The following is a 17,909-nucleotide window of genomic DNA, read 5'->3' as shown; positions in this document are numbered from 1 at the left end:
ACCCGGCGCGGGAAGCGACGTCCCGGCGATGGACACCACGGCGGAGAAGGAGGGCGACGAGTACGTCCTCAACGGCGGCAAGCTCTGGATTTCGAACGGCTCCGTCGCCGACACCGTGACCGTCTTCGCCAAGACGGACCCCGATGCCGGTAACAAGGGCATCTCGTCGTTCGTCGTCCGCCCCGAGGAGGACGACGGTTTCCACGTCGAGGGAACCGAACACAAACTCGGCGACAAGGGCTGTCCGACGGCGGAACTCCGATTCAGCGACCTTCGAATCCCCGAGGACCGCCTGCTCGGTGAGGAGGGCGACGGATTCGTCCACGCGCTGAAGACGCTCAACGGCGGGCGTATCACCATCGCCGCGCGGAGCATCGGCCTCGCCCGCGCCGCGCGGGACGACGCGCTCGAATACGCCCAACAGCGCGAGCAGTTCGACCGGCCCATCAGCGACTTCCAGACCATCCAGCACAAACTGGCCGACATGGACACGAAGGTACAGGCCGCCAAACTGCTCATGCACCGCGCCGCCGACCGCAAGATTCGGGGTGAGGACTTCATCAAGCACGCCGCACAGGCCAAACTGTTCGCCAGCGAAATCTCGCGCGAAGTCGCCAACGAAGGGATTCAGATCCACGGCGGCTACGGCTACACGACGGATTTCGACGTGGAGCGCTACTACCGCGACGCCAAACTGAACGAGATATACGAGGGAACGAGCGAAGTCCTCCGGAACACCATCGCGGCGCAGATGATGGACTGACCCGAAAAGAGCTGAAAACGAAACGTGCGGTCGGTTCTTACTCTTTCGACACGTCTCCTTTCTTCTTACTCCTTCTCGCCGACGGGTTCGACCTGCTTTCCCGTTTCCTTGGGAATGACGCGCTGTTGGGCGTCCTCCCATTCCCGGTCGAGTTCGCGGCCGTCGAACAACCGGTCGAGGAAGACGGCGAGTCCGGCGACTTCGGAATGCGGTTGGTTGGTCACGCCGACGTTCCAGTCGGCGGCTTCGTACACGTCGAACGAAACTTTCTCCGCCCCGACGACGACGAGGAGCGGTTCGTCCGCGTGTGCGTCCCGAATATCGGTTTCCACGTCCTGTACGCGCTCGCCGTACATCGTGAGGTGGACGACGGTTCCCTCCCAGTTTCGGATGAGCGCCTTCTGACTGCCGGACAGTTCGACCTCGAACGGGCCGCCGAAGCGGTCGGTGATGTCGCGGATGGTCTCCTGCGATTGTCCCGCGTTGTCGGGGAGGACCACGCGGTCCGCACCCAACGCGCGGGCGGTGAGTCCGACGTGTGTGGTCATCCGTTCGTCGCGTCCGGGTCGGTGGCCGAGACGGACGACCGTGACCGACGGTTCGTCGTGCATACGCTTCGATGGCGGCCGAACGCGTTAGGAGGTTTCGAAATACGGATTGCGGCAACGCGACGTTTTTTCGACGGCGTTCCGGCAGACCGGAACACACTTCCCGGCCACAATCGCAGAACCGTGCATGCAACTCTCCGATAAACGAGTTCTCGTAACCGGCGGTGCCGGTTTGGTTGGTTCCCAGATGGTCGACGACCTCGTCGCGGACAACGACGTAACTGTCGCGGACGACCTCTCCAACGGAATCGAGTCGTCCGTTCACGACGACGCCGAGTTCGTGCAGGCCGATTTAACCGACGAATCCGCCGTCGAGGCGGTCATCGACGGCTCCTTCGATGCCGTCTTCCATTTCGCCGCGGCGGATAAATACGTCAACACCGACGACCCGCGGCCCCAGTTCGAGGAGAACGGCGAAATGACGTACAACATCCTCGAACGCATGGACGAGGTCGGCGTGACGAACTTCGCCTTTACGTCCTCCTCGACGGTGTACGGCGAGGCCCCGCGGCCGACGCCCGAAGATTACGCGCCGCTCGAACCAATCAGCATCTACGGGTCGGCGAAACTCTCGGAGGAAGCCCTCCTCTCGACGTTCGCCCACTCCTACGATTTCACCGTGTGGAACTTCCGATTCGCCAACATCGTCGGTCCGCGGTTCGGCGCGGGCGTCGTCCCGGACTTCGTGGAGAAGTTGGACGAGAACCCCGACGTGCTGACCATCCTCGGGAACGGACTCCAGGAGAAATCCTACATGCACGTCACCGAGTGCACCGAAGCGATGCGCTACGTCGTCGAGAACGCCGACGATGCGATGAACACCTACAACCTCGGGACGCGGACGACCACCTCGGTCAACGCCATCGCCGACATCGTGGCGGACGTGATGGACCTCGACCCCGAGTACGAGTACACCGGCGGCGACCGCGGGTGGACGGGCGACGTGCCGAAGATGCGACTGTCCATCGAGAAACTGTCCGCGCTGGGGTGGACGCCCGCACAGAGCAGCGACGAAGCGGTTCGTCGGGCGGCCGAGCAGTTGTATGATAGACTCGACTGACCCGGATTCGATCGAACCTCGTTTTCGAAAATCAGACCGAAAAGTCCGTCCGCGCTTCCACGTCCTCGTCCATGATTTCGAGCGTTGCGACGACGGTGTACTGGCCCGGACGGGGGTCCGGCCACTCACCCGGATAGGTCCGCTCCGCGTCCGGGTCGAACGACTCGGATTGGAGCGCCTGCGTGAACATCTTTCCGTCGCTCGCGCGCCAGATCTCCGCATCGTCTTCGAGGACGGCGAAATCCGCATTGAGTCCGCTTCTGAACGTCACGTTCCGCGAATCGGCGTCCGGGTTTCGAACCGTCAGTTCGAACTCGACGGCTCCGCCGGTCGGCGTCGCCGTCACCTCGCTTTCGAGCGTCATTATTTTCCATACAATGTCCTGCCTCGAAAAGGTTGTCCTCCGGGTACATCCGGCCACTGCCTACCGTCGGTCGTTCGCGTCCCGGAATACCCCGCTGGTGCCGAGAAGGTGCCGGTAAAAACGCATCGCTGGGTGCGATGCGGTGGTGGTATGCGATGCGATTGGTGGTGGGGTGAAGTGTCCGTTCAGATCGCGGAGTACACGTCGAGCAGGCCGTTACCCTGCTGGTTGCTGGACAGGCCGAGGTTCTCCGCCGTGTTGTTGAGTCGGCTTCGCGCGCCGGTGTTGGAGTAGCCGAGCTGTCCCATCAGGATGCCCGCGGCACCGGCGACGTGCGGGCAGGCCATCGAGGTACCCGAGAGAGTGTCGTAGCTGTCCCGTAGTAGGTCGAGTAGATGCTGCTGCCGGGCGCGGCGAGTTCGACCTGCGGGCCGGTGCTGGAGAAGTACGACAGCCCGTCGGAGCTGTTCGTCGAGCTGATAGCCACGCACTCGCTGTACACCGCCGGATAGCCCACGCAGTTCGAGCACGGACCCGAGTTACCGGCCGCCGTGGCGAGGAACACGCCGTTATCGTAGGCGTACGAAACCGCGTCCTTGAGCGCCGAGGAACCGGACGAACCGCCGAGGCTCATACTCCCGACGTCCCAGCCTTGGTTCGCGACGTACTCGACACCCGCCGCGATATCGGAGTACGAACCGCTTCCGTTGCTGTTCAGGACTTTGACGGCGTGGAGCGTGGCCTCGGGCGCGACGCCGACGACGCCCTGTCCGTTGTCTTCGGCGGCCGCGATACCGGCGCAGTGGGTTCCGTGGCCGTTGTCGTCGTCCCAGCTCGACCCGACGTAGGACGTTCCGCTACCGAGGTTGTTGTCGAGGTCGGGATGCGAGGCGTCGATACCGGTGTCGATGATGGCGACGTCGGCACCCGCACCCGTGTACCCGGAGTCGTGGGCGGCATCCGCGTCCACGCGGTCGACACCCCACGGAAGCGTCTGCGCGTACGCGTGCATCGTCCCGTCTTCCTCGACGTAGCGTACCTCGCTTCGCTGTTCCAGTGCCGTGATGGCGCGCTTGGGTACTTCGAGCGTAACCGCGTCGAACGAGAAGTCGTGATGAACCACCGATGCCGCGTCGAGCGCCGCCCGTCGCCCCGATTCGCCCGTATAGCCGATGTTGACCCGTACTCTATCGCTCGGCTTCGCGTTTGCGAAACCGGTGACGGCGAGTCCTGCCGTCGCACCGCCTGTGACCTTGAGAACGTTACGTCGTGAAACGCCGTTTTTGTTGCGTGGCATTGCAGGCAAAACGATGAAGTATATTCTCTTAATTTTTTTCTGAGATTATGAGATTAATTAGAATAGGCTAATTTGTGAAATAATTTGTGGCGTTACCCACCGCCGTTCAGTTATTGCTCGAATCGAATCCCAGTGCTGCAGCGACGTCTACGAGGCCGTAGCCCTGTTCGTCGCTCGATAAGCCGAGGTCCTCCGCGGTGTCGCGCAATCGCTGTCGTGCGCCGGTGTTCGAGTAGCCCGCGGCCATCACTTGGGCGGCCGCGCCGGAGACGTGTGCCGTTGCCATCGACGTGCCCGAGAGGGTCTCGTAGGTGTCGTCCCAGTACGTCGATTCGATGTCCTGACCGGGTGCGGCGAGTTCTATCTCCGGTCCTCTGCTCGAAAAGCTGGCGATGTCGTCGCTTTGATTCGTCGCACTCACCGCGATGACTTCCGACGCCGAGGCCGGATAGCCGACGCAACCGCCGCTGCACGGCCCGGACCCGCCCGCCGCACCGACGAGGAGACATCCGTTGTCGTAGGCGTACTGCACGGCGGCATCGACCGTCGAGGAGCTCGACGACCCGCCGAGGCTCAGGTTGATAACGTCGTGTCCGTGGTCGGCTGCCCACTCGATACCGGCCGCGATATCGGAGTACGACCCCGCCCCGGTGCTGCTGAGAACTTTGACGGCGTGGAGCGTGGCCCTGGGCGCGACGCCGACGACGCCGCTGTAGTTATCGACGGCCGCGATAGTGCCCGCGACGTGCGTCCCGTGGCCGTTGTCGTCGCTCCACGAACTCCCGACGAAGGATTTCCCGGAACCGACGTTCGCCTGCAGATCGGGATGGTTCGCGTCGATGCCGGTGTCCACGACCGCCACGTCCGCCCCGGTTCCGGTCGCACCGTTCGCGGTTTCGACCTCGGCATCCACGCGGTCCACGCCCCACGGAAGGGTTTCGCCGAGGGCGTGCATCGTGCCGTTCTCCTCCACATAGGTCACGCCCGGTGCCGATTCGAGCGCGGAAATCACGGCCTCCGGGACACGAATCGTCACCGCGTCGATGCCCGAGAACTCCCGAACGACGTCGTTCGCCGATTCGAGAGCCAGCCGACGACCTGCCCGACTTTCGAACCCGACGTTCACTTCCCGAAGTTCGCGTTTTCCGGCGGCGATGCCGCTCGTACCGACGGCAACCATCGATACGCCGGTCGCTTTCAGCACGCTTCGTCGCGTCGCATTCTTGATTTCTTTCGACATCAATTCATATATAAAATACAACCACATAATATTTTCTGATATTGTTTGAAAATATTCCTTGGGGGACGAGAGAGACGCTATTTCCGACTCTATGCGTGTCGTTCCTTGTTCAAAAAAGACGAAAGAGGGGGTCGTTCGGGTATCTTCGCCGTTCAGTTGTCGCTGGAATCGTAGCCGAGCGCCGCGGCGACGTCGAGAAGACCCGAACCAGTCTCGTTGGCGGACAGCCCGAGGTCTTCTGCGGTCTGCTTGAGGGTGTCTCGTGCCTGCGTGTTCGACGCGCCGTTGGCCATCAACTGGCCGGCGGCACCGGCGACGTGCGGGCAGGCCATCGAGGTACCCGAGAGAGTGTCGTAACCACCGGGGACGGTCGAGTAGATGCTACTGCCCGGTGCGGCGATCTCGACTTCCGGACCGGTACTGGAGAAGTACGAGAGGCCGTCCGAATCGTTCGTCGAACCCACCGCCATCACTTCGGGGTAGGCAGCCGGATATCCCACACAGTCCGTACACGGACCCGAGTTACCGGCGGCCGCGACGAGGAACACGCCGTTGTTCACGGCGTATTGGCACGCATCTCGGAGCGTCGCGGAGCCGGACGAACCGCCGAGGCTCATGCTCCCGACGTCCCAGCCCTGGTCCGCGACGTACTCGATACCGGCCGCGATGTCGGAGTACGAACCGCTCCCCCGCGAGCTGAGCACTTTGACAGCGTGAAGCGTCGCTTGCGTCGAGACGCCGACGACGCCCTGCCCGTTGTCCACGGCATTCGCGATACCGGCACAGTGGGTCCCGTGCTCGTTGTCGTCGTCCCAGTTGTTTCGGCACGTCTTCTTGCCACCGCGACATTTGACGAACGATTTGCCAGTACCGATGTTCGCCTGCAAGTCCGGGTGGTCGGAATCGATGCCGGTGTCGATGATGGCGATGTCGGCACCCGAACCCGTATCACCGTTCGAATGTGCGACTTCGGCATCCACGCGGTCGATACCCCACGGAAGGGTCTGACCCAACGCCTGCATCGTGCCGTTCTCTTCCACGTAGCGGATGTTCGGGTTCTTTTCGAGTGCCGTTGCCGCGCGCTTGGGCACGCGAATCGTCATCGCCTCGATGGAGTTGAACTCGCGGACGATTTCGTCCGCGCTACTTCGAGTCATCGCGCGACCGCGTGCGCTCTTGAACCCGACGTTGACCTCCACTTTGTCCGTCGGCGCTGCCGACGCCAGGCCGGTCGCCCCGGCCGCCGCTAGCGAGCCACCTGTTACTTTGAGAATATTCCGCCGTGATACGCCATTGGCTTTCCTTGCCATGCGGCTGTATCAATAAACTACACCGTAATATATTTTCCTACCACAGAATGAGAAATTAATATTCAGAAGCGTCTCTCGGTCAGGGTTGAACACCGTTTCGACCTCTGTCAGGCCCCGGTTTGCCCGTTCTCCTCGACGTACCGTATCTCGGGATGATCGTCGAGTTCCGCCCAGTCCTCTCGTGAGATTCGAATCGTCACCACGTCGAGCGATTCGAACTCCCGAACGACCTCCACGGCGGCGTCCATCGCCGTGTTCTTGCCGTCGGTCCCGTCGTAGCCGACGTTCACCTCGACGGTATCCCGGCCGGAATCTCCCTTGCCATGGTTCGCCACACCACGTTACTACTACACAATAGTTATTAAAACATCTTCTTCCGTTCAAATATTCCAAAATAAATCTATTTTAACATCTTCATCGAACAAATCAAAATACGAACATGTTCGCTGTCCCTTCGAACGACACGTCTTTTACCCGGAAAGACCCAACTACACCCGTGCAAATCGTTGGGTACGAGACTGGTGCGGCGGGAGACGACCCGCCAGCGTTGCTGGTGGACGACGATGGGACCCTTTCGCGCGAACCGCTCGAACGCGGGGTCGAACTGGAATACACGCTCGGCGACAGACACTGTGCGGGTACGTTCGACGGTTCGACGCACATCGCGTGTTCTCGCCCCAACGCCCCCTACTGCGACGCACACACCAGTACGTGGGTGTGTGCCCGGTGTACCGGAACGTGCCTCAAGGCCGAAATGGACTGCTACGAGGACCACGCCATCTACCTCGCGGCATTCGGTCCGACGACGGTCAAAGTCGGCGTTACGCGCGAATGGCGACTGCAAACACGACTCCGCGAGCAGGGTGCGGACCGCGCCGCACACCTCCAAACGGTGAAAGACGGGCGAATCGCCCGCGAACTGGAGGCCGAAATCGCGGAGACGTTCACCGACCGCGTTCGCGTTCCGGCGAAGATTCGAACCCTCGACCAACCGGTGGACGAGGCGGTTTGGCGGGACTCCCTCTCCCGGTTCGATCCGCTCGACACCTTCTCGTTCGACTACGGTTTCGAACTCGAATCGGCACCCGTCCACGAAACCCTCGCCAGCGGCACCGTCCTTGGGACGCAAGGCCGCGTCCTCGTCCTCGAACGCGGTGGAACGACCTACGCGACGGACATGCGCGACCTCGTGGGTTACGAACTCGAACGCGGCGCGACCGACCGAAGCCTGCAGGCCAGCCTCGGCACCTTTTAGGCCGCGGATTCCCCAGTTTCGGTGTGGCCGACGTGACCCTCACATTCGAGAACGGTACGCTCCGCGTCGAAACCGAGCGCGACGTTCCGTTCGCCGACCCCGACCCCCGCTCGAAGACGCTCCGAGCGCCCGCTTTCCGCTACGCCGCTATCCGCGACTACTGCGAGGAACGCGGGATTTCGGTGGACGATTCCGTCCTCGACGCGTCCGATTTGCCGCCGTGTTACTCCGCCTACGAACTCCGGGACTACCAGCAGAAGGCGCTCGATTCGTGGGAAGACGCGGACCGACGCGGCGTCCTCGAACTGCCGACCGGAAGCGGAAAGACCGTCATCGGCGTCAAAGCCATCGAACGCTGTCAGGCCGCGACCCTCGTCGTCGTCCCGACTATCGACCTGCTCGAACAGTGGCGGCGCATCCTCGACACCGAGTTCGACGTTCCCATCGGCCAACTCGGCGGCGGCGAACAGAACGTCGAAGCCCTCACCGTCTCGACGTACGATTCCGCCTACCTCCGGGCCGACGACATCGGCGACCGGTTCGGTCTTGTGCTCTTCGACGAGGTTCACCACCTCGGCGGCGAGGGGTACCGCGAAATCGCGCGCCTCCTCGCCGCCCCCGCTAGAATGGGGCTGACGGCGACGTTCGAGCGACCCGACGGTGCCCACGAAGTCGTCAGCGAACTCGTCGGGGAGAAAGTCTTCGACGTCCACGTGGACGAACTCGCCGGAACCCACCTCGCACCCTACGATGTGAAACGGTTGACCGTCGAACTCACGCCCGAGGAGCGCGAGCGATACGAGGACGCCCAAGGCGTGTTCACGGACTACCTCGCCAGTTCCTCGATTCGGATGCGAAGCGGCAGCGACTATCAGGAACTCGTCAAGCGCTCGGGGAGCGACTCGAAGGCACGCGAAGCCCTCCTCGCAAAACAGCGCGCACGCGACATCATGATGAACAGCGAGGGAAAGGTGACGGCCCTCGCGGACATCCTCGACGCCCACCGGGACGACAGAATCATCGTATTCACCGCGCACAACGACCTCGTGTACCGCCTCTCGGAGCGCTTTCTCCTCCCGGCCATCACGCACCGAACCTCGACGCCCGAACGCCGGGACGTTCTCGATAGATTCCGACGCGGGGAGTACTCGTGCGTCATCACCTCGAACGTGCTGGACGAAGGGGTCGATGTTCCCGACGCCAACATCGCCGTCGTCCTCTCCGGGAGCGGGAGCGAACGCGAGTTCACCCAACGCCTCGGCCGAATCCTCCGAGCGAAGGAGGACGGCGGACGCGCACTCCTGTACGAAGTCGTCACCGAGGAGACGGCGGAAGTCCGCGTCGCAAACCGCCGCCGATAATTTTCCTGTCGTCTACCGATAGGGACTCACTCGGCCAACAGTCGAGCGCTGGCCCCTAACAGTCGAGCACTGTCTTTCGTCCGCTCCAGATAGTATACTTTGTTTCTATACTATCCATTATCTCAATGGTTTTGATAGTATTTTGGTAGTATTCAATATTCCGATGCACTTTCACTCAAACGGGGACGACCCCACTTCCTCTGACATGGCTCTCAGGGGTCGTCCCCGTTCGACGGTTCCACTATGGAGGCCGATGATGACCGACGTATCCACCACCTCGACCGAGGAGTACGAGCTACTGACCGCGAAACAGAAGGAGCGACACGGCAACACCGAGACCGCGACGGTGCAAGACGTCCGCGTGAGCCGAGCACAAGTCAGCCTCACGCTCAGCTTCGACTGGACGGCCGACGAGACCCGCCTCGTCTACGATTTGGACGACGCCCGCGACGTGCGCAAACTCGAAGCGCTGACCGACGAACACGGCTTCGAGTTCGCACAGGTCGGCCACCTCGACGGCCTCACGGTGTCCGTCCGGTACACGAGTCAGGGCTGGGTTCCGACCACTCACCTCCCCTACACGGAGAGCGACGGCTCCATCGCCGAGACGTTCCGAACGGAACTCGAACTGTTCGGACGGGAACTCGCGCGAACGCCCGGTTTCCTCCGCCGATTCGTCACGTGGACCAACTCCCTCTCCACGAAACAGGTCATCATCGGCGTCATCATCATCAAAAAACTGCTGGTGGTTGCCGTCCTCGTCGGGCTGGTGCTGTAATTATTTTAGATTGATGCTGATCGAGGTGCTGCTCGCTTCGCTGTATTTCTCGTATGTCACCTCGAACGGGACCTCTACGTCTTTCGTTTCCTTTCCGGGAACCGTCACCGTCGGGTTCATTTCGTGCACCACGTCGTTGAGGTCGGCCGTCACCTTGAGTTCCGCGGACTCCTCGCTGTCCCCGTGATTCTGAATCGTGACGACGACCACGAGGTTGCCGTCGTCGCCTTTCTTCGGTCGAATCTTGAGGCTTTCCAAGTTTCCCGCTCGACTCCTATCACCGTCGTCTTGGTTACCGCCGCGACCGCCGAGAATGGCCGCACAGCCACCGGTAGAGGCGAGAGCAGCAACGAGGCCGAACTGTTGGAGGGCGTCTCGTCTTCGCATACTCCATACAGATTGGAGCGGTTGGAATGAATCTTCTCATTCAGACGCCTTTTGTACACCGGACGTGTATTTTCGGCCGTGCTTACCAAAGACCTGCTCCGGGTGTCCCGCGCCGGGGGAGGCTATCATCCGCGGTTCGCCGGTCGTGAACAGCGACCGCTCGCCGCACGCATCCTCGGCACGTATCAGGTACATGTCGGCGAACCGTACGGTCAGCTTCGGTCCGCGCTTTCGGACCTCGAAATCGACGCGTCCGACTTCAAACTCGTTCGCGGTTTCGCCAAACTCCTGGACCGGGAAGCGACGTTCGAGACGTCGGCCGCCGTGCCTCCCGAACGCGCCCGAAGCGTCGCCTTCGAAGCGGCCGAAGCGGTGAGCGTGGTCACCGAGGAGGAGCGGGATGCCGCGCTCCAACGTGCGGCAGAGCGCCTCGGTTCGACGCCTGACGACGTGGCCGATTCGTTGTACGCCGACCTCGAAGAGCGCCAACTGCTGGTCGCGTTCGACTCCCGCTGGGACCCGGACGAACTCGTCTCCCAGTACAACCTGTCGCTCGCCCAAACCGCGCTGTTCGACGCGACGGAACTTCGGGTGCGAAGTTCGGACCCCCGGGCGCTCGTTTCGGCCGTCAAACGGCTTCGATTGATGTACGAAATCCACGAGACGGACGCCGGACGTGAAGTCGTCGTCACCGGCCCGGACGCGCTCTTTCGCTCGACGCGGCGCTACGGGACGCGGTTCGCCCGACTACTCCGAACCGTCGTCAAAGCCGAGGACTGGCGACTCGCGGCGACCATCGACGACCGCGGAACCGAACGCCAACTGGTGCTCACCGACGACGACCCGATTCGACCGCCGGGGACGGAACCCATCGCGGACGTATCGTTCGACAGTGAGGTGGAACGGGAGTTCGCCACCCGGTTCGAGGCGCTTGATTTGGACTGGGACCTCGTGCGCGAACCCGAACCGCTGGCGGCCGGTGCGCGAGTGATGATTCCCGACTTCGCCTTCGACTACCGGCACGCCGACTTCCGGGTGTTCTTCGAAATCATGGGCTTCTGGACGCCCGAGTACGTCGAAAAGAAGCTCTCACAACTGGACGCCGTGGACGACGTGCAACTGCTCGTCGCGGTGGACGAGAGCCTCGGCGTCGGCGAGGAGATAACCGCCCGCGACCACCGCGCGATTCCGTACTCCGGGTCGATTCGTCTCAAGGACGTCCGCGACGCGCTCCGCCGGTACGAGGACGAACTGGTCGCGGAAAGCGCGGCCGCGCTCCCCGACGAACTCGTCCCGGACGCGGACGCGATTTCGCTGGCCGACCTCGCCACGGCGCACGGGGTGAGCGAGGACGCGTTGGAGGACGCGACGTTTCCGGACCATCGACGCGTCGGGAGAACACTGGTTCGTCCCGCCGTGCTCGCCGACCTCGACGCGGAAATCGAGGACGGGATGGCCTACTCGACGGCGAAATCCGTCCTCGAAGACCGAGGGATCGAAGACGACAGCGCGCTCCTCTCCGAACTCGGCTACGCCGTCGAGTGGGAGGGGTTGAGCGGCGGCGTGATACGCGAGCGTGCGGACCGCGACAGCGACGGAAAATCCAACTGACGCGACGGCGGGTCGAAACGTTCGTCCGTTTCAGAGGTCGCGCTGTCGTCCGCCGGGAACGAGCGACTGCAGTTCGCCGTGGAGGAACAGTCCGACACCGAGCGGTTCGAGTTCGCCCGCGATTTCGTGCGCGGCGATGAGGTATCCCCAGTCGCCCTCCCACTCGATTTCTTGGTCCTCGCCGCGGGCGAATCGACGGGCCTGCTCGCCGTCGAGTTCGATGACGTTCTTCGTCGCGCGCCGACCGAACCGCTGTGCCGCGTTCGTCGTCGGCTTCCAGTGTCGCTGTCGCGTGCGCAGGAACGTCATCCCGAGCGCTTCGATGTGGACGGGCGACTCCAAATCGCCGTCGAGTATCCAGATTTTACCTTTTCCCTTCTCCCAGAAGGAGGCACCCTCGAACGCCTCTGGCGGAATTCCGAACCGGTCGTCCCACCAGTCGAGGACTTCCTCCCTGCTCGCGCGTCCCGACACCTCGCGGTCGTCCTCGGTGGCCGGGAGGCGGTCGAACCGCTGACCGTCGTTCGTCGCCATTTCCGTCCCGTCGTCTCCGTTTTCGCTCATTGGCCCACCTCCAGTTTCGCGCAGAAGAACCCGCCCGTGTCGTTGTGGTGCGGATAGAACCGTTTCGCCTTCCGGATGCTCTCGTCGAACTCGTCGCCGTGCCACTCGGTGAGGCCGGGTTCGGACCGCAGGCCGATGTCGTACTCGACCAGTCGGCAGTCCTCGCGCGCGAGAACGTAATCGAGAACCGCCTCGTTCTCCTCGGGCGCAAACGTGCAGGTGGAGTACACCACGGTTCCGCCTTCCCGCGTGGCCTGCACCGCACGGCGAAGGATGCCCTTCTGGACGCCAGCGACGCCCTCAATGTGGTCCAATCCCCAATCGTCCAGCGCGGTCGGGTTCTTTCGAACCGTCCCCTCACAGGAACACGGCACGTCCACCAGCGCCGCGTCGAACGCGGAGAGGCCGAACGGCTTGAGCGAGAAGTTCCGGGCGTCCTGATTCGTCACCGCGGCACAGGTGACGCCGAGCCGTTCGGTGTTGAACCGGAGCGCCGACAGGCGACCGAGGTTGCTGTCGTTCGCCACGACGAGTCCCGTATCGTCCATCAGCGCGGCGAGTTGCGTCGTCTTGCTTCCCGGCGCGGCACAGGAATCGAGCACGCGCTCGCCCGGTTCCGGGTCGAGGACGAACGCCGGAATCGAGGAGACTTCCTCCTGTCCGTGCGTCCAGCCGTGAAACGAGGGCCACGTGTTGCCGGGCTTCCCCTCGATTTCCAACACGTTCTCGTTCCACTCGCGCGGCGTCCACTCCACGTTTTCCTCGTCGAACGCCCGTGTCGCCTGCTCTCGGGTCGCTTTGATGCGGTTTACTCGTACGACCGAGGGTAGCGGACGCTCACACGCCGCGCGAAACGCCTCGAAATCGTCGAGTATCGGTTCGTAGCGCTCCAGTGGGTCCATTGCTCGGCTATGCGGGCGAGAGGTGTTTGTGGGTTTCGAAGCCGCCGTCGCTCCCGTCCTCGTTTTTAAGGTGAATCCACCCGAATGGACCGGTATGACGAACATCGCCGTGGTCGCGGACGACATCGAACTCGACGCACCGACGCTGGTCGAAGGGCTCCCCGGACTGGGATTGGTCGGCAAAATCGCCACCGACCACCTCATCGAGCAGTTCGACATGACCTACTACGCGGCGGTGGACTGCGAGGGAATCCCTCAAATCGCCGTATACGAGGGTGGCGACCGGGACCTGCTCCCGCCGGTTCGGTTCTACGCCGACGAGGAACGAGATTTAGTCGCGCTGCGGAGCGACGTCCCCATCTCGGCGGACGCCGCGCCCCAGTTCGCGCGATGTGTCACCTCGTGGGTCGATTCGCAGGACGCGACCCCGCTCTACCTGAGCGGCCTTCCACACCAGAAACAGGCCGGTGTCGTCCCCGAACTCTACGGCACCGCAACGGGCGATTTGGGACAACTACTCGACGAGTACGACATCGACTCACCCACGGAAACCGGGGCGGTCAGCGGCCCGACCGGCGCGCTCCTCCACCGGGCTAGCAGGAGCGGCGTCGGCGCAATCGGCCTCATCGTCCAGTCCGACCCGCAGTTTCCCGACCCCGCCGCGGCCAAAGTCCTCCTCGAAGACGGCATCGGCCCCATCGCGGGCACCGACGTGAACACCGACGAACTGGTCGAGAGCGCCGAGGAAATCCGCGAACAGAAAGAGCAGTTCGCCCAGCGGATGCAGGAAACCGAAGAAGCCGAGAGTTCGCAGGCAAAGCCGCTCAGGATGTTCCAATGAACCTTTTACGACGGTCGAGGGGTAGTTCGCCCGCGAAATCGCGGGCGAACTACCTGTCTCCCTGTAAAAGGTTCATCAAAAGCGCTCCTCGCTCGCTTCGCGTTGCTCCGCTCGCTCGTCGGCCCGGAAAATCGGAGATTTTCCGGAGAGAGTGCTAGCAACCAGTGGTTGTGTCGATTGCTGACTTCTGGTGATTGTGTCAACTGCAACAGTCCACATCGAAGCCATCGCCTTTTTCCATTCCAACCGCTTTTCCCCACTCATGAGCGATACGGACGACGTAGATTTGGACCAGTTCTTCCGCGACGTGGACAAGGTGTACAGCGAGTACGACAACGGCTACATGGACGCGGACGCCGCGCTGTCGGTCATCGACGACCATCTCGACGCGCTCCGCGCACAGGTCAAGTAACCGAAGCGAAGAATTATCCTCCCCCGTTACGTGGTCTCCGGCGTATGACCGGCTTTTCGGACAGGGTTGAGCACGTATCGATAAGCGGCATTCGGAAGGTGTTCGAGGCGGCGGGCGAGGACGCTATCAATCTCGGACTCGGGCAACCGGACTTCCCGACACCGGACCACGCTCGGGAGGCGGCGCTCGAAGCCATCGAATCGGGGGCGACGGACGCCTACACGTCGAACAAGGGAATTTCCCAACTTCGTGAGGCCATCAGCGCGAAACACGAACGGGACAACGACCTCGTGGTCCCGCCGGAGAACATCATCGCCACGGCGGGCGGGAGCGAGGCGCTCCACATCGCCCTCGAAGCGCACGTCGGCGCGGGCGAGGAGGTCATCTTCCCCGACCCCGGCTTCGTCGCCTACGACGCCCTGACGCACATCGCTGGCGGGACGCCGAAACCGGTCCCGCTCCGCGAGGACTTGACCCTCGACCCCGCGACGGTCGAGGAGAACATCACCGACGACACCGCGGCCTTCGTCGTCAACAGTCCCGGCAACCCGACCGGCGCGGTGTCGAGCGAGGAGGACATGCGCGAGTTCGCCCGCATCGCGGACGAACACGACGTGCTCTGTATCTCGGACGAGGTGTACGAACACATCGTCTTCGACGGCGAACACTACTCGCCGATGCAGTTCGCCGAGACGGACAACGTGGTCGTGGTCAACGCCTGCTCGAAGACCTACTCGATGACCGGGTGGCGACTCGGCTGGGTCGCCGGAAGCGAGCGCCGAATCGAGCGCATGCTTCGCGTCCACCAGTACGTGCAGGCCTGTGCGAGCGCCCCGGCGCAGTTCGCGGCGTTGGGCGCGCTCACCGGGCCACAGGACCCCGTGGACGAGATGGTCGCCGCCTTCGAGGAGCGCCGCGACGTACTCCTCGACGGGTTGTCCGACATCGGCCTCGAAACGCCGACGCCACAGGGTGCGTTCTACGCCATGCCGAAAGTCCCCGAGGGATTCGTGGACGAGGTGCTCGACCGCGGCGCGGTCATCGTCCCCGGCGAAGCCTTCGGCGAGCACGGCAAGGGCTACGCTCGCATCTCCTACGCGACGAACGTCGAGGAACTCGAAGCCGCGCTCGAAATCATGGGCGAGGCGGCGGACGCGGTTCGCTGAATTTTTCCTATTTCTCCCGGCCTGAGACTTTATCATCGCGGGCGTTGTGAATCGATTCGATGCCCATCTCACGCCGCGGTCCCGGCGTGGTCCCCGCAGCACGTGCAGTCGCATCGCAGGTGCATCCGGTGTTCATGCTCCCACCCGTCGCAGCCTCGTGGTTCGGAAGCATGCTGGCCGGACACTTCTCGCTGGTGACGGGACTCCTCCACATGACCGCCATCTTTGCCGCCGTCTACACGGCCCACGTCAAGGACGGCTACGTGGATTTCTACCGCCGTGGCGAGGACGACGACCATCCGATCACCGAGCGCGGCTGTAAACTCCTGCTCGCCGCGGCGGGTGCACTGTTCGCGGCGTGTCTCGCGGGGCTCTGGCTCACCGTCGGCATCGGCGCGGTCCTCATCACGCTCCCGACGTGGTTCATCGGCTACCTCCACGCGCCGCAACTCGACACGAACCCCGTCACGACGACGACGGGCTATCCGCTCGGTATCGCACTCTCCATCCTCGGCGGCTACTACGTTCAGACAGGGACGCTCTCGTCCGTCGCGCTGGCGTTCGCGTTCGTCTTCCTCGTCCTCCTCTCGGGCGTGAAGGTCATCGACGACGCGCAGGATTACGAGTACGACCGCTCCATCTCGAAGCGAACCGTCGCGGTCGTCCTCGGCAGAAATCGCGCCCGGACCGCGGCCTACGGACTCATCCTGTTCGCGCTCCTCTGCGTGCTCGGATTTTCGGTGGCGCGGGTGTTTCCGCCGAGTTCCGCCCTCGCGGTGCTGGCCTTCGGCGTCGTGGCCGGTATCGCGTACCGGAGCGGACCGGAACTCGCCACGATGTTGCTCATTCGAGGGTCCTACGTCTTCCTCGCGCTGTTGCTAACGGCGGTGTGGTTTCGACCGCTCTCGTGAGCCAACGGTCGAACCGCGAGACTGGGTTCGCTTTCCTCGTCGATGAGTGCCGTGCTCGACGAATCGTCCCACGACCGCGTTCGATCGTTCCGAATTGGACAGTCCGATAGCAGTGCTCTATATCCCCGTTCGGCTCCTCCGTCTAGATGGGTGGGATAGAATGGCATCGACACACCAGAGCAACGTTGAGACGGTACGGACGGTGTACGAGGGATTTAACGAGGGCGACCTCGAATCGGTTCTGGCCACGATGGCCGAGAACGTCGAATGGGTCGAACCAGTGGGGTTCGTCTTCGCCGGGACCTACCACGGACCCGATGCAGTGCGGGCGAACGTCTTCGTTCCGGCCATGGAACGATTCGAGACGTTTCGGGTCGAACCGGACCGGTTCATCGACGGCGGTGATACGGTCGTCGCCGTGGGGACGTTCCATGCGACGACTGAAGACGGCGAGCGGATAGAGAGTCCGTTCGCACACGTCAACGAGCTACACGACGGCCACATCACCCGGTTTGTGAACTATACGGACACCGCCCTGTGGCGGTAGGCGGTCGGCGTGTAACTCCACAAATCGGCACACTACCGGGCGAACGAGGGTTGCGCGCGATGGGCCCGATACCGCAACCCACCTGCGTTTCGTTACCACTTCGACCAGCCAAGCCAATCGTATCGACGGGGGCCACTACGGACCGCTCGCTTCTCGAACGTCCGCATCGACACCGCGCAATCGAATCGGACACCTGACTGAAGTAACGCTTACGCCCCCGCTCCCCGTTTTGTAATCGTACCCGTGACCGACCGACCAGTAACTGAAGACAAAGCCTACGCCTATATCACCCGCAGCGGTGCTCAGTTCCGCCAACTGCTCGTGTTCGAACACGCAAACAAGGACGCGGGCGTGCAGGTACCGAAAGGAACCATCGAGGACGGGGAGGACCCCCGCGAAGCCGTCGTCCGAGAGGTGCGAGAGGAGAGCGGATTGACCGAGTTCGCCTCCATCCGACCGCTTTCGACCGACGTCTGGGACCACCACGAGAAGCCGAAAGCGTATCGTCGCCACTTCTTCCACCTCGTCGTGG

20 protein-coding genes and 1 pseudogene are annotated in these 17,909 nt (G+C 63.0%); 12 read left to right on the top strand and 9 right to left on the bottom strand.

Annotated elements, in window-relative coordinates:
- On the top strand, window positions 1-763 hold a 763-nt coding region (locus BG842_RS13570), incomplete at its 5' end, for an acyl-CoA dehydrogenase family protein (protein WP_069451144.1).
- Window positions 764-828: 65 nt separating this feature from the next.
- Here BG842_RS13570 and BG842_RS13565 read toward each other — a convergent pair.
- On the bottom strand, window positions 829-1,374 hold the full coding sequence (locus BG842_RS13565; protein ID WP_069449603.1) for a tRNA (cytidine(56)-2'-O)-methyltransferase: 546 nt from the start codon (window positions 1,372-1,374) through the stop codon (window positions 829-831).
- Window positions 1,375-1,498: 124 nt separating this feature from the next.
- Between BG842_RS13565 and BG842_RS13560 the strand changes: the two genes are divergently transcribed.
- On the top strand, window positions 1,499-2,431 hold the full coding sequence (locus BG842_RS13560; protein WP_069451143.1) for an NAD-dependent epimerase/dehydratase family protein: 933 nt from the start codon (window positions 1,499-1,501) through the stop codon (window positions 2,429-2,431).
- A gap of 31 nt (window positions 2,432-2,462) precedes the next feature.
- Here the strand turns inward: BG842_RS13560 and BG842_RS13555 are convergent, their stop codons facing one another.
- The 5 genes and pseudogenes from BG842_RS13555 to BG842_RS13535 all read right to left on the bottom strand — a co-directional run bounded on the left by BG842_RS13555 (window position 2,463) and on the right by BG842_RS13535 (window position 6,977).
- The gene (locus BG842_RS13555; protein ID WP_069451140.1) at window positions 2,463-2,795 is read right to left on the bottom strand and encodes a BsuPI-related putative proteinase inhibitor; all 333 of its coding nucleotides are present in this window, start codon (window positions 2,793-2,795) and stop codon (window positions 2,463-2,465) included.
- Window positions 2,796-2,980: 185 nt separating this feature from the next.
- Window positions 2,981-4,092, bottom strand: a pseudogene (locus BG842_RS13550) (S8 family peptidase).
- A 106-nt stretch (window positions 4,093-4,198) separates the two neighbouring features.
- A complete protein-coding gene (locus tag BG842_RS13545) occupies window positions 4,199-5,332 on the bottom strand; it encodes a S8 family peptidase (protein ID WP_069451139.1) in 1,134 nt (377 codons plus the stop codon).
- Between the two features lie 152 nt (window positions 5,333-5,484).
- A complete protein-coding gene (locus BG842_RS13540; RefSeq protein WP_083252522.1) occupies window positions 5,485-6,531 on the bottom strand; it encodes a S8 family peptidase in 1,047 nt (348 codons plus the stop codon).
- Window positions 6,532-6,749: 218 nt separating this feature from the next.
- Window positions 6,750-6,977 carry a hypothetical protein gene (locus BG842_RS13535; protein WP_254663150.1) on the bottom strand — a complete coding sequence of 76 codons (228 nt, stop codon included), beginning with the start codon at window positions 6,975-6,977 and terminating at the stop codon, window positions 6,750-6,752.
- Between the two features lie 161 nt (window positions 6,978-7,138).
- Here BG842_RS13535 and BG842_RS13530 point away from each other — a divergent pair, with 161 nt between their 5' ends.
- From BG842_RS13530 to BG842_RS13520, 3 genes are all read left to right on the top strand, one after another.
- The gene (locus BG842_RS13530) at window positions 7,139-7,897 is read left to right on the top strand and encodes a DUF2797 domain-containing protein (protein WP_069451137.1); all 759 of its coding nucleotides are present in this window, start codon (window positions 7,139-7,141) and stop codon (window positions 7,895-7,897) included.
- A 23-nt stretch (window positions 7,898-7,920) separates the two neighbouring features.
- Window positions 7,921-9,258, top strand: a complete 1,338-nt coding sequence (locus BG842_RS13525; protein WP_069451136.1) for a DEAD/DEAH box helicase — start codon at window positions 7,921-7,923, stop codon at window positions 9,256-9,258.
- A gap of 256 nt (window positions 9,259-9,514) precedes the next feature.
- Entirely contained in the window at window positions 9,515-10,036 is a 522-nt protein-coding gene (locus BG842_RS13520; protein WP_254663149.1) for a hypothetical protein, read from the top strand.
- Here the strand turns inward: BG842_RS13520 and BG842_RS13515 are convergent, their stop codons facing one another.
- A complete protein-coding gene (locus tag BG842_RS13515) occupies window positions 10,037-10,423 on the bottom strand; it encodes a hypothetical protein (RefSeq protein ID WP_069451134.1) in 387 nt (128 codons plus the stop codon). It abuts the gene before it with no gap.
- Between the two features lie 78 nt (window positions 10,424-10,501).
- Between BG842_RS13515 and BG842_RS13510 the strand changes: the two genes are divergently transcribed.
- Window positions 10,502-12,034 (top strand): DUF790 family protein, encoded by a 1,533-nt coding sequence (locus BG842_RS13510; RefSeq protein ID WP_069451133.1) that lies wholly within the window; start codon window positions 10,502-10,504, stop codon window positions 12,032-12,034.
- 30 nt (window positions 12,035-12,064) lie between these two features.
- Here the strand turns inward: BG842_RS13510 and BG842_RS13505 are convergent, their stop codons facing one another.
- Window positions 12,065-12,598, bottom strand: coding sequence for a hypothetical protein (locus BG842_RS13505; RefSeq protein WP_069451132.1), 534 nt, complete (start codon window positions 12,596-12,598; stop codon window positions 12,065-12,067).
- The gene (locus BG842_RS13500) at window positions 12,595-13,500 is read right to left on the bottom strand and encodes an RsmB/NOP family class I SAM-dependent RNA methyltransferase (RefSeq protein ID WP_007982832.1); all 906 of its coding nucleotides are present in this window, start codon (window positions 13,498-13,500) and stop codon (window positions 12,595-12,597) included. The genes BG842_RS13505 and BG842_RS13500 overlap by 4 nt, the downstream gene beginning before the upstream one ends.
- Window positions 13,501-13,594: 94 nt before the next feature.
- Here BG842_RS13500 and BG842_RS13495 point away from each other — a divergent pair, with 94 nt between their 5' ends.
- From BG842_RS13495 to BG842_RS13470, 6 genes are all read left to right on the top strand, one after another.
- The gene (locus tag BG842_RS13495; protein ID WP_069451141.1) at window positions 13,595-14,341 is read left to right on the top strand and encodes a proteasome assembly chaperone family protein; all 747 of its coding nucleotides are present in this window, start codon (window positions 13,595-13,597) and stop codon (window positions 14,339-14,341) included.
- Between the two features lie 262 nt (window positions 14,342-14,603).
- Entirely contained in the window at window positions 14,604-14,753 is a 150-nt protein-coding gene (locus tag BG842_RS29895; RefSeq protein ID WP_175424152.1) for a hypothetical protein, read from the top strand.
- Between the two features lie 44 nt (window positions 14,754-14,797).
- Window positions 14,798-15,919, top strand: coding sequence for a pyridoxal phosphate-dependent aminotransferase (locus BG842_RS13485; RefSeq protein ID WP_069451130.1), 1,122 nt, complete (start codon window positions 14,798-14,800; stop codon window positions 15,917-15,919).
- 59 nt (window positions 15,920-15,978) lie between these two features.
- Complete coding sequence (locus tag BG842_RS13480; RefSeq protein ID WP_069451129.1) at window positions 15,979-16,830, top strand: UbiA family prenyltransferase; 852 nt, start codon at window positions 15,979-15,981, stop codon at window positions 16,828-16,830.
- A gap of 160 nt (window positions 16,831-16,990) precedes the next feature.
- Window positions 16,991-17,377 carry a nuclear transport factor 2 family protein gene (locus BG842_RS13475; protein WP_069451128.1) on the top strand — a complete coding sequence of 129 codons (387 nt, stop codon included), beginning with the start codon at window positions 16,991-16,993 and terminating at the stop codon, window positions 17,375-17,377.
- Between the two features lie 243 nt (window positions 17,378-17,620).
- Window positions 17,621-17,909 (top strand): NUDIX domain-containing protein (locus BG842_RS13470; RefSeq protein ID WP_069451127.1); only part of this gene is annotated, 289 nt, incomplete at its 3' end.

This window comes from Haladaptatus sp. W1, assembly GCF_001723155.1.
GTDB lineage: Archaea > Halobacteriota > Halobacteria > Halobacteriales > Haladaptataceae > Haladaptatus > Haladaptatus paucihalophilus.
The sequence above is the reverse complement of the archived record's forward strand: the minus strand, read 5'-3'. Positions and strand labels throughout refer to the sequence as shown.

Excerpts from the sequence above, each read along its gene's own strand:
- BG842_RS29895 (WP_175424152.1), top strand. The coding sequence starts at position 14,604 with ATGAGCGATACGGACGACGTAGATTTGGACCAGTTCTTCCGCGACGTG.
- BG842_RS13520 (WP_254663149.1), top strand. The coding sequence starts at position 9,515 with ATGACCGACGTATCCACCACCTCGACCGAGGAGTACGAGCTACTGACC.
- BG842_RS13480 (WP_069451129.1), top strand. The coding sequence starts at position 15,979 with ATGCCCATCTCACGCCGCGGTCCCGGCGTGGTCCCCGCAGCACGTGCA.
- BG842_RS13500 (WP_007982832.1), bottom strand. The coding sequence starts at position 13,500 with ATGGACCCACTGGAGCGCTACGAACCGATACTCGACGATTTCGAGGCG.
- BG842_RS13545 (WP_069451139.1), bottom strand. The coding sequence starts at position 5,332 with ATGTCGAAAGAAATCAAGAATGCGACGCGACGAAGCGTGCTGAAAGCG.
- BG842_RS13560 (WP_069451143.1), top strand. The coding sequence starts at position 1,499 with ATGCAACTCTCCGATAAACGAGTTCTCGTAACCGGCGGTGCCGGTTTG.
- BG842_RS13555 (WP_069451140.1), bottom strand. The coding sequence starts at position 2,795 with ATGACGCTCGAAAGCGAGGTGACGGCGACGCCGACCGGCGGAGCCGTC.
- BG842_RS13485 (WP_069451130.1), top strand. The coding sequence starts at position 14,798 with ATGACCGGCTTTTCGGACAGGGTTGAGCACGTATCGATAAGCGGCATT.
- BG842_RS13515 (WP_069451134.1), bottom strand. The coding sequence starts at position 10,423 with ATGCGAAGACGAGACGCCCTCCAACAGTTCGGCCTCGTTGCTGCTCTC.
- BG842_RS13565 (WP_069449603.1), bottom strand. The coding sequence starts at position 1,374 with ATGCACGACGAACCGTCGGTCACGGTCGTCCGTCTCGGCCACCGACCC.
- BG842_RS13475 (WP_069451128.1), top strand. The coding sequence starts at position 16,991 with ATGGCATCGACACACCAGAGCAACGTTGAGACGGTACGGACGGTGTAC.
- BG842_RS13505 (WP_069451132.1), bottom strand. The coding sequence starts at position 12,598 with ATGAGCGAAAACGGAGACGACGGGACGGAAATGGCGACGAACGACGGT.
- BG842_RS13495 (WP_069451141.1), top strand. The coding sequence starts at position 13,595 with ATGACGAACATCGCCGTGGTCGCGGACGACATCGAACTCGACGCACCG.